The organism is Tissierella carlieri (genome assembly GCF_018917285.1).
Lineage (GTDB): Bacteria > Bacillota > Clostridia > Tissierellales > Tissierellaceae > Tissierella > Tissierella carlieri.
On sequence record NZ_JAHLOH010000040.1, the window covers coordinates 24873 to 38972 of the forward strand.

General features: G+C 32.7%; 14 protein-coding genes and 1 pseudogene. 11 read left to right on the forward strand and 4 right to left on the reverse strand.

Features of this window, described 5'->3' with window-relative positions:
- Positions 1–209 precede the first annotated feature (209 nt).
- Positions 210–446, forward strand: a pseudogene (locus KQI38_RS12410) (SDR family oxidoreductase); the annotation flags it as partial.
- Positions 447–734: 288 nt separating this feature from the next.
- Here KQI38_RS12410 and KQI38_RS12415 read toward each other — a convergent pair.
- The 4 genes from KQI38_RS12415 to KQI38_RS12430 form a co-directional block, all read right to left on the reverse strand.
- Positions 735–1265, reverse strand: coding sequence for a hypothetical protein (locus KQI38_RS12415; RefSeq protein ID WP_216559875.1), 531 nt, complete (start codon positions 1263–1265; stop codon positions 735–737).
- 68 nt (positions 1266–1333) lie between these two features.
- Positions 1334–1795, reverse strand: coding sequence for a hypothetical protein (locus tag KQI38_RS12420; RefSeq protein WP_216559877.1), 462 nt, complete (start codon positions 1793–1795; stop codon positions 1334–1336).
- A 490-nt stretch (positions 1796–2285) separates the two neighbouring features.
- Positions 2286–2888: a DUF3841 domain-containing protein gene (locus KQI38_RS12425; protein WP_216559879.1), complete on the reverse strand. Its 603-nt coding sequence runs from the start codon at positions 2886–2888 to the stop codon at positions 2286–2288.
- A gap of 100 nt (positions 2889–2988) precedes the next feature.
- Positions 2989–3537, reverse strand: coding sequence for a hypothetical protein (locus KQI38_RS12430; RefSeq protein ID WP_216559881.1), 549 nt, complete (start codon positions 3535–3537; stop codon positions 2989–2991).
- Positions 3538–3826: 289 nt separating this feature from the next.
- Here KQI38_RS12430 and KQI38_RS12435 point away from each other — a divergent pair, with 289 nt between their 5' ends.
- The 10 genes from KQI38_RS12435 (at position 3827) to namA (ending at position 14074) form a co-directional block, all read left to right on the forward strand.
- Positions 3827–4426, forward strand: a complete 600-nt coding sequence (locus KQI38_RS12435; RefSeq protein ID WP_216559882.1) for a DUF2238 domain-containing protein — start codon at positions 3827–3829, stop codon at positions 4424–4426.
- 219 nt (positions 4427–4645) lie between these two features.
- On the forward strand, positions 4646–5728 hold the full coding sequence (gene pdhA / locus KQI38_RS12440) for a pyruvate dehydrogenase (acetyl-transferring) E1 component subunit alpha (protein WP_216559884.1): 1083 nt from the start codon (positions 4646–4648) through the stop codon (positions 5726–5728).
- Positions 5729–5730: 2 nt separating this feature from the next.
- The gene (locus KQI38_RS12445) at positions 5731–6711 is read left to right on the forward strand and encodes an alpha-ketoacid dehydrogenase subunit beta (protein WP_216559886.1); all 981 of its coding nucleotides are present in this window, start codon (positions 5731–5733) and stop codon (positions 6709–6711) included.
- Between the two features lie 15 nt (positions 6712–6726).
- Positions 6727–7995 carry a dihydrolipoamide acetyltransferase family protein gene (locus KQI38_RS12450; RefSeq protein WP_216559888.1) on the forward strand — a complete coding sequence of 423 codons (1269 nt, stop codon included), beginning with the start codon at positions 6727–6729 and terminating at the stop codon, positions 7993–7995.
- A gap of 19 nt (positions 7996–8014) precedes the next feature.
- Positions 8015–9394 carry a dihydrolipoyl dehydrogenase gene (gene lpdA, locus KQI38_RS12455; RefSeq protein WP_216559890.1) on the forward strand — a complete coding sequence of 460 codons (1380 nt, stop codon included), beginning with the start codon at positions 8015–8017 and terminating at the stop codon, positions 9392–9394.
- 139 nt (positions 9395–9533) lie between these two features.
- On the forward strand, positions 9534–10592 hold the full coding sequence (locus tag KQI38_RS22640; RefSeq protein WP_216559892.1) for a TlpA family protein disulfide reductase: 1059 nt from the start codon (positions 9534–9536) through the stop codon (positions 10590–10592).
- A gap of 37 nt (positions 10593–10629) precedes the next feature.
- A complete protein-coding gene (locus KQI38_RS12465; RefSeq protein ID WP_216559894.1) occupies positions 10630–10767 on the forward strand; it encodes a CD1871A family CXXC motif-containing protein in 138 nt (45 codons plus the stop codon).
- Positions 10760–11611 carry a 4Fe-4S binding protein gene (locus KQI38_RS12470; protein ID WP_216559896.1) on the forward strand — a complete coding sequence of 284 codons (852 nt, stop codon included), beginning with the start codon at positions 10760–10762 and terminating at the stop codon, positions 11609–11611. Before KQI38_RS12465 ends, KQI38_RS12470 begins: the two co-directional genes overlap by 8 nt.
- Before the next feature lie 100 nt (positions 11612–11711).
- Complete coding sequence (locus KQI38_RS12475; RefSeq protein WP_216559897.1) at positions 11712–12947, forward strand: aminopeptidase; 1236 nt, start codon at positions 11712–11714, stop codon at positions 12945–12947.
- Positions 12948–13057: 110 nt separating this feature from the next.
- Complete coding sequence (namA, locus tag KQI38_RS12480) at positions 13058–14074, forward strand: NADPH dehydrogenase NamA (protein WP_216559899.1); 1017 nt, start codon at positions 13058–13060, stop codon at positions 14072–14074.
- Positions 14075–14100: the final 26 nt, after the last annotated feature.

Below are 14100 nucleotides of genomic sequence, written 5' to 3' on the forward strand. Positions count from 1 at the left end.
AATAAAAAGAGAACTATATAAAACAAGTACAGGTTCTACCTTAAATGCAGCACTAAATATATTAAAGAAAAGTAAAGTTGTGGATCTAAGTATCCTATACAATAGAGGCGAAGTGGATACGCCTAAAAGAATAAGGATAACTTAGCTATCAACCTTCTTCGGAAGCTCCTACTTCTATAAGTGGTGAGTAGTTCACGTATTCTAAGCAAAACATTATATGCAATGCTATATGCCCTGGTGGAATTGAAACGGAAATAGGCACAGGAGAATTTATGAAAAACATAAATATGGAAGGAATGAATATGGCAACGTCAGGTGCAGCTGGCAATCCAAGAACAGGTAAAGGCAGTGAAATTGCAACAGTTGCAGTATTCTTGGCAAGTGACGATGCAAGCTATGTAAATGGACAATGTATAGCAGTTCATGGAGGATGGACTGCATATTAATAAGAAAAGCTTCTAAAGTCAGATTAGCGCAATAGATTTATTTAAAGTACAAAAATCCTTACACCCTCGAAAAAACACCCTCAATTAAGGGCTTTATGAAGAAAAATCCTTCATAAAGCCCTACAAACAGTATATTTTTTCTGCTTGTCAAGATTGCAAAGTATTTTTTTAACTAGGCAAAAATCTTCCTGCTATCCTTGGCAAGGATTTTGTGTTAAAGTCTAATTAAATTTATTCATGGAAGTTTTGACTTTACAGGAAATTATTTACATTATCCTGTAAAAATTTTTAATAAGGATAAATACTTGTAATTATCCATTTTCCATCAATATATTCCAGCTTAAACTCAAAAATATTAGTATATTCTTCTATGATCTTTTCATTTGAATACAGCTTTTCAATATATTCAACCAAATATTTCGCATTTGTTTTATCTTTAGATATTTTTTCCCATCTTATTATGTCTATCTTAGATTTATCAAATTTGCCACTTACTAAATTGGAATCAATTAGGTAGCGTGAAGCTACTAGGCTATCATAAACTCTTTTAGACAATAAAGGTTTAAAGTTTTCAAGGAATATATCCGTACTTTCAGCTATTTCTTCTGCACTTACACCCATTCCCTCAAAGTTATTACCTGCTTCGCTAAATAAGGCTGTTAGTATATCCTCATGATTTTCATAAAGGGCGGATTTTTCATCAAAAAACTTTCTTATAGTCATTTTTGAATTAGTTCCTTTATTGTATAAATAAAAAGCTAATAATAGAGCTGTAGCAATGATAATTAATAATAGTAGGTATGATTTGCGAATTTTCATGTCATTCTATCCCCCCGGCTAAATATTAACTAAATCTAGTAAATGGGCAATGCCGCCTCCCTACCATATCATTCATATCTTAATCTGCAATATGGTACAGTTGACCCTGATGTAAACTCAATACGATTAGTATATATAACCGCACCATTATTAGATATAACACGTCCTGCATGCCATAGGGCATATCTACCTACATAGTTTGCTTCTAAAGGATCGTATTCAGTTATTAATACTTCAGTACATCTCTTACATTGCCAACAGCTACCATCAAATTGAAATACCGGATTTTGACCAGATGCCCCTTTATATACACGTCCCCATCCACGTGAAAACATCAAGTGATAATCATATCCATTACAGATTTCTTCTGCTAATGGAACGATTAGAAAGTCTCCTGATAAACTTATATCTGGTAAATTATTTTTCTCGATTAAATTAGTTGCACTTGAGCTAAATGTAATTGTAAATATCAGTAACAATGGTAAGAAAATATGGCTTACTAAATTTCTAATTAAATTGTGCTTTTTCATTTAATCACCTCCTTTTATCTAATATTAGTATCATGTCAACTAATCTTAAGTGCAATGATTAAATTAAGGAAACGAATTCCTTGTATGGGCATCAATTAATCTTTAATTCAGAAGCTAATATTTTATAAAAGTCAGTATCACTTTAATTTATTTATTGAATTAACAATTATAGTTATTAATGTCAGTGAATCATATTTTGGTATTTGTTGTCAACATATTTATTTGTACAAATTTCGCTACCTTAATGTTATAATTTGTCGGAATTTAAAAGAAGGCCTATTTCATAATTTCTTTAATAGATATGAAACGCCTCTTTTTATTGCACACTCTCCTCCTCAATTTCGTAAGTATTAATGATATGAAATTGAGGAGGAGGCTTTTATGCAATTTACAAGTAAAAATTTTTTATCTAAAGAACTAGTTGAGAAGTATTTTCTAAGATTCATTATAAAATTAGGGAACGCCTTAAAGCATCCCCCATAATTTAAGTCTAAATCTCTCCATTCCAATATAGTATATCCTTGATCATGTCTTCCCTTACTTCCCATATATTAGCTTGAACATCGAATATATTCCAATCTTCAATTTCAAAAACTCTCATCCAGCTTTCCATTACTTTCTTCTTTTCCAAAGGATGGAAATTTGCATATTTCCCTTCTATAAAAGAAAATGAATCCTTGAACCCTTTTCTCTCCATATCTTTCATATAGGACTTTTCATCTTCTTCGTCTTTAGGAATATACAAATGGTTCAATACATAATCCCACTTTCTTCCATCAAAATATATAACTTCTGCCTCGTCTACCTCTAATACATATACTACTGTACCCTCTATGGGCTTTAACATATTTTCTTCGCTAATTGAACACCATATTGGAAACTCTACACCATCTGGCTTGGGAACCATTTTACCTGCCTTATCTACAAACCACTGGTAGAGCTTTATATAGTACTCTGCTATATCTTCAAATTGTTGTTCTATATATTTTCTTTTGACTCTATATCTTCCTTTTTCCTTTATCTCGTCAAGACTCTTTATATCTTGCCTAGTCCAAAGGGTTACCTTATTTAGGTTGCTTTTTGAATCTGCCATGATTCCATCCCTCCGATATAGTATATAGATTAATATACCCTACTTTTCATAATCAATTGAATAATTTTTATTTATAATAATACTATTGCCGGGATGCATTTTACTTATTATATTCACCTAATACGACATCATTAATTAACCATACTATATCTATTTTTCTCACAGTAAGAGTAATTGTTCGACTAATTGGATCATCATTTTCGCTACTTGTAATCTCTATGATATTTCCCCCAACTTCATATTCTGTATCTGATATCTTTTCTACATTCTCAATTTCAATGCGATCTGGCCACGGACTTGAAACAAATCTTCCCGGAGCATCCTCTGGATTATTTAACCATTTATTCATAAGGTCTTCCGATACAAGTCCTCCATAATTCTCCTTCATACTCTTTTCTAATTCTTCCTTAGGTGATAAAAGCGATACAGATTGAAGTTTACCTCCAAATTCTTCAACTAATCTAGTAACTTCTTCCTTATCTTGTTTATCTATTGTTATTTCCTCTTTATCTAATTTATCTTTAGGGGTTTGTTCTTCTATTTGATTCTGTACTTTCCCCGTTGAGCTATCTTCATTTTTTGGAGCTGTACACCCTATTAGAGATATAGATAAGGATAAAGCTACTCCATATAATAATATTTTTTTCATATGATCTTCTCCTTACTTATTTTGATGCTTTTATTATAGCAAGGATTATAATTCATATGTTTACAACGAGGTTACAATATGCCACTCTCAAATAATCTTTTTACTATACTAAGTAGATTAAAATTCTAACTCAAAATCAAAAAACTTTAAAAATCTATCTTATTAATTAATAAAATGAGTTTTTAATTTATATTTTTTCATAATAAGGAAAGGATATAATTAACTAATTAACAACCAATTCTTTATACTACTATACTCTCATAAAATAGATAGAAAGGAAGAAACCTTTATGAATAACAAAAACAGCAAGCTATCCATTGGAATAGCTGCATTATTTGAAATAATATTAATAACCACCGCTATCTTTAACATCGTATCAAAACAATGGAAAGACCTTACTATATCACTCATTGCTATTGTATGTATTATACTTCCTTTTATAATCACATATATTGCTAACATTAAGAATCTGGCATTACCTCCCAACTTTCAATTAATATCATTATCATTTATTTTATTTGCACAATACTTCGGAGAAATCCTAAAATTTTATAGAAAATTTTTTTGGTGGGATTTATTTCTTCATGCTTTATTTGGCAGCTATGCAGTTATTGTTGCATTATATTTAATTAAAGGTGTTGTTAAAAAAGAAAAGGAAACTAGTGAAAACCGATTTACTATTTTTACTATAATATTTGCATTTTGCTTTTCAATCACCTTAGGCACTCTATGGGAAATGTTTGAATTTGTAGGAGATTTTCTATTTAAAGCACATATGGTTAAAGGAGGACTTGTAGATACATCAACAGATATTCTGATAAAAATTTTATCTGCTTTTATTACCTCTATAGTATATTATTATCGTAATAGAAAATTAATTAAATCCTAATTTACTTTACACTATTTTAGCTCTATTCTTCTATCTTTTCTTTAAACTTAATTTTGTTCAAGAATTTTTCTACATCTAAGTTCATCTTAAAATAATACAACCCCTACGGGGTATTATTATGTTTAAACTATCAAATTTGGGTAATATATATAATGTAAATGATAATGATTATCAATTAGCTTGTACAATATATTTATTATAAATTAAGGAGGTAAAATTATGCGATTTGAAGATTACAATCCTTTAGAAGAAAAGCATTATAGCATTTTAAATGTTGACGGCGAGGTTCTCAAAGAAGAAGACCTTCCATCCCTCTCAAATGATGAACTATTATATCTTTACAAGACTATGTTATATTCACGTATTATAGATGAAAAAGCATTATCCTATCAAAGACAAGGTAGAATGCTAACCTATGCCCCTAATATAGGTCAGGAGGCTGCTCAAGTAGGTAGTGCCTATGCTATGGAAAAAGAAGACTGGTTAGTTCCTGCATTTAGAGAATTAGGTGCTTGGTTAATAAGAGGGGTTCCTCTCAAGAATATTTATCTATATTGGTACGGTAATGAATGGGGAAGTTATATGCCTGAAGATGTAAAGGTGCTTCCTGTATCTGTGCCTATTGCTTCTCAGTACCAACATGCAGCAGGTATTGGAATGGCTAACAATATTAAGGAAGAAAAAAATGTAGTAGTCACTTATGTTGGGGATGGTGGTACTTCCCATGGAGATTTCCACGAGGCTCTAAACTTTGCTGCTGTATTTAAGGCTCCTGTAGTATTTATAATTCAAAACAATCAATATGCTATTTCAGTTTCTAGGAAACAACAAACCATGAGTAAAACCTTAGCTCAAAAGGCTATTGCTTATGGTATGCCAGGAATTGTTGTAGATGGCAACGATATATTTGCTATGTATTCTGCTACAAAAGAAGCTATTGACAGGGCAAGAAACGGTGAAGGTCCTACTCTAATAGAAGCCTTTACCTATCGTCTAGGTGCTCACACTACTTCTGATGATCCTACCTTATATAGAAAAGATGAAGAAGTACAAGAATGGTGGAAAAAAGACCCAATATTAAGATTTAAAAAATATTTATTGAATAAAAATATATTAACGGAAGAATGGGAAGAAAAAACTAAAAAAGAATTAGAAATTGATGTCATGTCTACCTTCGAAGAAATTGAAAATAAATCTGATACTTTAATTGAAGATATATTTAAATATCACTATGAGACTATGCCTCCGCAGTTAGAGGAACAATTAGAAGATTATAAAGCTTTTTTAGAAGGAGGTAAATAATTATGGCTAACACATTAAATATAGTTCAGGCAGTAAATCAAGCATTGATGAATGAAATGGAAAATGATCCATCCGTAGTTGTTTACGGTGAAGACGTAGGTGTTGAAGGTGGAGTTTTTAGAGCTACTGTTGGACTACAGGAGAAGTTTGGAGTCCAAAGAGCATTTGATGCTCCCCTTGCTGAATCTGCAATTGTAGGAACTGCCATAGGTATGGCAATCAATGGTCTAAAACCTGTTGTGGAACTTCAATTTATGGGATTTTCTTACCCTGCTTTTAACCAGATAATCTCCCATGTTGCTAGAATGCGTAACCGCAGCAGAGGCAGATATACTCTTCCTATGGTAATTCGTGCTCCTTATGGCGGAGGAATTAGGGCATTGGAACATCACTCTGAAAGTACGGAAGCCCTTTATGCCCATATACCTGGACTTAAAGTAGTTATTCCTTCCACTCCTTATGATGCAAAGGGGCTTCTTATAGCGGCAATCAGAGACCCTGACCCTGTTTTGTTCTTAGAGCCAAAGAGAATATACAGAGCATTTAAACAGGAAATCCCAGAGGAAGCTTATGTACTTCCTATTGGAAAAGCAAAGGTTGTAGAGGAAGGTGAAGATGTCACCATTATAACTTGGGGCGCTATGGTAAGAGATGTACAGAAAGCCAGTGAAATGGTTAAATCAAAGGGAATCAACCCTGAAATCATAGATTTAAGAACTATTTCTCCGATGGATAGAGACAGTTTTATTGAATCTGTTAAGAAAACTGGAAGGGCTATAGTAGTTCACGAGGCACCTAAGTCCTTTGGAGCAGGGGCAGAGATTGTATCTATTATCAATGAAAAGGCCTTTTTATATTTGGAAGCCCCACCTACTCGTGTAACTGGATTTGACACTGTATTTCCATTACCAAGGGGAGAAAAACACTATATTCCAACCCCTGAAAGAATTGCAAAAACTATTGAAGACGTAGTTAAGTTTTAGTGGAGGAGGTATATTATGAGATTTGAATTTGAATTCCCGGATATAGGTGAAGGTATAAGAGAAGGTACTCTTATGAAATGGTTAGTCCATGAAGGAGATAATATAGAGGAAGGTCAATCAGTTGCCGAGGTTGAAACAGATAAGGTTACTACAGAAATACCTTCTCCAAGATCAGGCAAAGTCTTAGAATTGAAGTTTCAAGAAGGAGATACCATTGAAGTAGAACAAGTTTTTATTGTAATAGATACTGAAGGTAATTCTCTAGATGTAGTTGAAAAGTCAGAGATCGTAGAAGAAGAAACTGCTGGTGTCGTAGGTGAAGTAATAGCTTCCTCTGAATTAATTCCAGCAAGTACTGAGGGAACAATATCCACTTCTAAAGAATCCCTTCAAAAGAAAAAGGTATTAGCTACTCCTGTGGCACGTGCAATGGCTAAGGATTTAGGTGTTGATATTACAACAGTAGAAGGCACAGGTCCAAATGGTCGAGTGATGAAGGATGATATTAGAAATGCCAAGGAATCTATATCTAATCCTGCACAAGAAACACCTAAGATACAGGAAATCCTATATGATAATGGAGAAAATATCGAAAGAATTCCGCTTACAAGGATTAGAAAGACTATTGCAGAGCAAATGGTAAAATCTAGATTTACAATACCTCATACAACTGCAATGGATGAAATAGATGTTTCCAAACTAGTTGAATTTAGATCTAAATATAAAGATAAATTTAAGTCTGAAGATATTAATTTAACCTATTTACCATTTATTATTAAAGCAGTTATTACAGTTTTAAAGCAGTATCCTGAATTTAATTCTTCCTTTGATGAAGAAAGAGGAGAACTTATTCTAAAACATTTCTATCATATTGGTATAGCTACTGATACTAATAGAGGTCTTATGGTCCCAGTACTTCGAGATGCTGATAAGAAAAGCATAGTAGAAATCGCTAAGGAAATCGAAGACTTAAGTAGTAGGGCTAAAGAAAATAAGATGGAAATTCATGAATTAAAGGGCAGTAGTTTTACCGTGACTAATTACGGTTCTATTGGCGGATTATTTGGTATTCCTATTATCAATTATCCAGAATCGGCTATTTTAGGTATTGGTAAAATCGTTAAAAAGCCTATTGTAAAGGATGATGAAATAGTAATTGCTCATATGCTACCTTTATCCTTATCCTATGATCATAGAATAATTGACGGTGCCAGCGGAGCACGTTTCCTAAATCTGTTGAAAGAATTATTATCTGACCCTGAAATATTACTGATGAAGTCATAGAAAGGTAAAAGGTGATTATATGAATAAATATGATCTTGTTGTTTTGGGTGGAGGCCCTGGAGGTTATGTGGCTGCCATAAAGGCAGCCCAACTAGGGGCTAAGGTAGCTTTAGTTGAAAAAGAAAAATTAGGAGGCGTTTGTCTAAATTGGGGTTGTATACCTACTAAGACGATGTTGAAGACAGCTAAGCTTTATAAGGATATACTAAGAGGAGAGGAATTTGGTATCGTTGGAATTGATACTGACAATATAAAAGTAGATTGGAATTCCCTCCTAAAAAGAAAAGACAAAGTTGTAAATCAATTGGTATCAGGAATATATACTCTTTTTAAGAAAAACAAAATTGACCTTTATGAGGGTATGGGTACTGTGCTAAATAGAAATGAAATTAGAATAAATGATGAAGTCCTCTGGGGGAAAAACCTCATCATAGCTACTGGAGCTAAAGAAAATTTTCCTTCAATAGAAGGATTGGAAGATATGGTTAGGTCTGGAAAAGTTATAAATAGTAAAGGAGCATTAAGTCTTTCAGAGATTCCAAAGGAGTTGGTAGTCGTTGGTGGCGGAGTTATAGCTGTTGAATTTGCCACACTCTTTAACTCCCTAGGTTCTAAGGTAACTCTAATTCAAAGGTCTAGTCGTATACTAACTTCTGTAGAATCTGAAATGGCTCTAACCTTAGAAAAGCATCTTAAAAGAGAAGGCATCAATATATTAACTGACACAAAGTTAAAGTCTATCTCTGAAAATGGAGTTTTATTTGAGCATAAAGGTCAAGATAAAATAGTCAAAGGAGATAAATATCTTGTATCCTTAGGATTGAAACCTCAGCTAAATGGAATAGAAAAACTTAATTTAAAACTGGACTCCAAAGGTTTTGTAGAAACAAATGAAAAGCTGGAAACCAGCTTAGATGGAGTATACGCTATTGGTGATTTAAATGGTAAGTTTGCTTTAGCCCATGTTGCTTCTGCTGAAGGAGTTGTGGCGGCAGAAAATATTATGGGTAAAAAAAGTACAATAAACTATAATATAGTCCCTGCTTGTATCTACACATTCCCTGAATTAGCCAGTGTAGGTCTTACAGAAGAAGAAGCTAAAGCTCAGGGTTATGATGTTATCGTCAGCAAATTCCCATTAGCTGCTAACGGAAAAGCTCTATCTGAAGGAGAAACCTTAGGTTTCGTAAAAATAATAGCCGATAAAAAATACGGTGAAATTCTTGGAACTCATATAATGGCATCTCATGCTACAGATATGATTTCAGAAGCAGTTGTAGCTATGCAAATAGAAGGAACAGTCTATGATATTGCAAAGGCAATACACCCTCACCCCACTCTTTCAGAGATTATGATGGAAGCTGCCCACGGTGCCATAGATAAACCCATTCATATATAGAAACTCCCTTTTGGGAGTTTTTTTATGTCCAATTAAATGTCCAATATAATTATTTTTCTATATCATTAATAATCACCAAATTTTTAAATAGATATATTATATATAACTATTTATATAAATACAAAAGGAGGTATTATTAGTGAAAAAATCTTTATCCAGAATTTTAATTTTCTTATTGATTGGTTTAATAGCCTTTAGCTCCATTGGATGCGGAAAGAAGGAACTAACCATAACAGCAGAGGAAAAGGAACAAGGCTATAGAGCATACAAAGATATGGGGATGAAATTTAAATTATCTGATGTATGGAAGACCTATGATGATAATTTAATGCTTGATGGTCTAGGAGATGAAGAAGATGAAAATAACCCTATATATACTGGTAGAAAATATGGATTTATCTCCAATGAGTTAATCACTGAATATTATGATGTAGCTGAAAATGTTAAAGATCAGGAAGAACAAAATAAAAGATTTTCTGAAATCTTTTCACAAGTTAAAGATATCTTTTCTATAGTTGTATTTAGAAAAGATAAACTTCCAGCAGAAGATAAAATAGCTGAATTAACTGGAATGACTCATAATGAAAAAATCTCAACTATTGCAGATTATATCTTTTATTTCTGCAAGAATGATTATGATGAAGCTGAGCTATCTGAAGAAGCTAAGGTTGGATATAAGGCTTTGTTTGATGATGTAGAAAATGTTAAATCGAGTCTTACAGTTTATAAACCTATGACCCCTCAAGAATCTATAGCTGGTCTGAAAAAAATTGAATTTAATCTTAAGGATTTAGAGGGCAATGATGTAACCCATGAAGTGTTTAAAGATAAAAAGTTGACTATGGTAAATATTTGGGGTACATTCTGTGGACCTTGCATAAGAGAAATGCCAGATCTAACTGCCTTACATGAAGAATTAGAAGATAAAGGCATAGGAATTTTAGGTATTATATCTGATACCCCTAACTCAGAAAATGAAGATGCAGCTAGAAAGATAGTAGCAGATGCAAAAGTTACATTTACAAGTATAATCCCAGATGACAATATGAAAAACACTCTATTATCCAGTATCTCTGGAGTACCTACTTCCTTCTTTGTCGATAGTGATGGAAAAGTGGTAGGCGAGGTAATAACAGGTTCACGAAGCAAGGAAGAATATCTAGAGATAATGTTAGAAGTTCTTGAATCATTAAAATAATAGGACTTCATACATGTAGTTAAATGGAGGAGAAAAAATGAAAGACAATTTATTGCGTAATATCATATTAATTGGTAGCATGGGGTTAATAATTGTAGGTGTCTCAAAGGGAGAAGTTACCACTGTTCTTACTAAAGCTATCAATATATGTCTGGAGTGTATAGGAATTGGCTAATAACAATAAAAATAGGCATATAGTTCAATTATTGAGTACCATTGCTACAAATGGACATATAAAAGGCTTTTTCACTGGAAAATTATATAAAGGAAACCTTAAAAAATTTTGTGTCCCTGGACTAAACTGCTATTCTTGTCCTGGAGCTTTGGGTTCCTGCCCTATTGGATCTATGCAGGCTGTTATTGGAAGTATGAAATATAAATTTTCATACTATGTGCTAGGTATTATGTCTTTGTTTGGAGTATTATTGGGAAGGTTTATATGCGGCTGGCTCTGTCCCTTTGGATTTATAGAAGATTTACTTCATAAAATACCTTCTCCCAAAATTAAAGTTCCTAATAAAGTTCATAATATATTAAAATATCTTAAATATGTGGTGCTACTCTTATTTGTTATAATTCTTCCTTTTGTTTTTCAAGATGAACTTGGCATCAGTGATCCATATTTCTGTAAATATATTTGTCCATCTGGAACTCTTTTTGGAGGTATACCTCTTTTATCACTAAATCCCAGCCTTAGAAGCGGATTAGGCTCTTTATTCATTTTAAAACTATCTATACTTATAGCAATTATCCTTTTATCAATCTTTATATATAGAGTTTTCTGTAAGTATTTATGTCCTTTAGGAGCCTTCTACTCTCTATTTAATCCTATAAGTTTCTATAAGCTTGAAGTGGATAAAGAAAAATGTATAAGCTGTGATATCTGTACCAATACTTGTAAAATGAATGTTGAAGCATATAAAAAACCTAATGATATGGAATGTATCAGATGCAATGACTGCATTAAATCATGTCCTAAGAATGCCATAAGCTGTAAGAAACCCCTCAATAGAAAATAATTGAGGGGTTTCTTATTGGGGAAATTTCAATAAATTCATATATTTACAAACTCTTCCATATCCTATAAACTATAGATAAATACATAAAAGAGGTGATATCTTGAAAAATTTTGAAACCATGTTAAATGAGTATGCAAAGTTATGTGTTAAAGTAGGTATCAATATCCAATCAGGTCAACCTTTAGTTATTAATTCTCCTATTGAAGGTGCTTATTTTGTAAGACTTGTGGCTAAAAATGCCTATGAACTTGGTGCTAGTGAAGTTCATGTTAATTGGAATGATGAAGTACTTACAAAATTAAAGTTTGAAAATGCTCCTATGGAAATATTTGAAAACTTTCCAAAGTGGTATGCTGACGGTTTAGAAGACTATGCTAAGAAAGGTGCAGGTTTCCTCTCTATCTCAGCCCAAGACCCTGAATTACTTAAAGAAATCGACCCTAAAAAAATAGCTGCAAATAATAAATCTTCCTCCATAGCTTTAAAGGAATGGAGAAAATATACAATGAATGATATAAATCCTTGGTGTGTAATATCTATTCCTACAAAGTCTTGGGCAAAAAGAGTATTTCCAGATGTAACTGAAGAAGAAGCTGTAGAAAAATTATGGACAGCTATATTCAATGCTACTCGTATGGATTTAGAAGACCCTATTAAAGCTTGGGAAGATCATATGGATAATTTAAAAGATAAAGTTGACTTCTTAAATGATAAAGAATTTAAAACTTTACATTATACTTCATCTAACGGTACAGATTTGGTTGTAGAATTGCCAGAAGGACATATATGGGCTGGTGGTGGAGCAATAGATTCTAAAAATACTTATTTTGCTCCAAATATGCCTACTGAAGAAGTATTTACTATGCCCCTTAAAACTGGTGTAAATGGTGTAGTATACAGTACAAAGCCTTTAAACTATGCAGGGAATACTATTGATGAATTTAAGCTTACATTTAAGGATGGAAAGGTAGTTGATTTTGACGCTAAAGTTGGTAAGGAAACCCTAAGCATGCTATTGGATATTGACGAAGGTGCAAAGCATTTAGGAGAAGTTGCCTTAGTTCCTTATGACTCTCCAATATCCAATTCTAATATTATCTTTATAAACACTCTATTTGATGAAAATGCTTCCTGCCACTTTGCTTTTGGTAAAGCTTATCCTACCAACATAGTAGGCGGAGAGAAAATGACAGATGAAGAGCTAGAAGCTCACGGAGTAAATAACTCTCTTACTCATGTTGATTTTATGATAGGTTCAAAAGATATGAATATCCTCGGCGAAACTAAGGAGGGAGAGAAAATACAAGTATTTGAAAATGGAAATTGGGCATTTTAATTTAGTGGTAGAGAAATCTTTCCCTGCCATTTTATTTTTATAGAAATTCCATATTTATTATTATATTTTTCCTTTTATGGGTAAGTATATCTTTAAGGATGGTGATATATTTGAAATCTTTAACATCATATAATCTAAAAGGATTAGAGTTAAAAAATCGGATAGTAATGCCCCCAATGTGTATGTACTCCTCTGATGAAAATGGAATGGTTAAGGATTTTCACGAGGTACATTATGTATCTAGGGCAATAGGCGATGTTGGATTAATCATTGTAGAAGCTACTGGTGTTGTTCCAAATGGTAGAATATCTAGCAATGACCTTGGCATCTGGAGTGACGAACATATACTAGGATTAAAATCCTTGGTGGATAAAGTAAAATCTCATGGCAGTAAAATAGCAATACAATTAGCCCATGCAGGAAGAAAATGCACATCAAATGATGAATATATTGTAGCTCCTTCAGCTATTAGGTTTAGTGAGGAATATAGATTACCTCGTGAATTAACTATAGATGAAATAAAGGAATTGGTTTTAGCCTTTAAAGAAGCTGCAAGACGTGCAGATGAAGCTGGTTTTGACAGCATAGAAATTCACGGGGCCCATGGATATCTTATACATGAATTTTTATCACCTATTACCAATAAGAGAACTGATAAATATGGTGGCAGTCTAGAGAATAGAACTAGATTTTTAAAGGAGATATTAGTATCTGTTAAAGAAGTATGGCCTAGAGAAAAACCAATTCTTCTTAGGGTATCTGCTGATGATTATGCAGAAGGCGGAATCAATAAAGAAGAAATGGTTAAAATCATCGATGAAATCAAAGATAATATAGATATGGTCCATGTAAGTACTGGTGGACTCATTAGCGTTAAATTTGATATATTTCCAGGATATCAAGTATCACATGCTGAAACCATAAGGAGAGAATGTAATATACCTACAATTGCAGTAGGACTTATCAATGGATATGACCAAATAGAAGAAATTCTATATAATAATAGGGCTGACTTAGTAGCTATAGGCAGAGGTCTGCTTCGTGATCCACATTTTGTATTGAATATGGCCTATGAAAATAGACTTCCTTTAGAATATCCTCAACAATATGAAAGAGGATATATGTAGTAAAAAAACTGGCAAATTAAATTTGC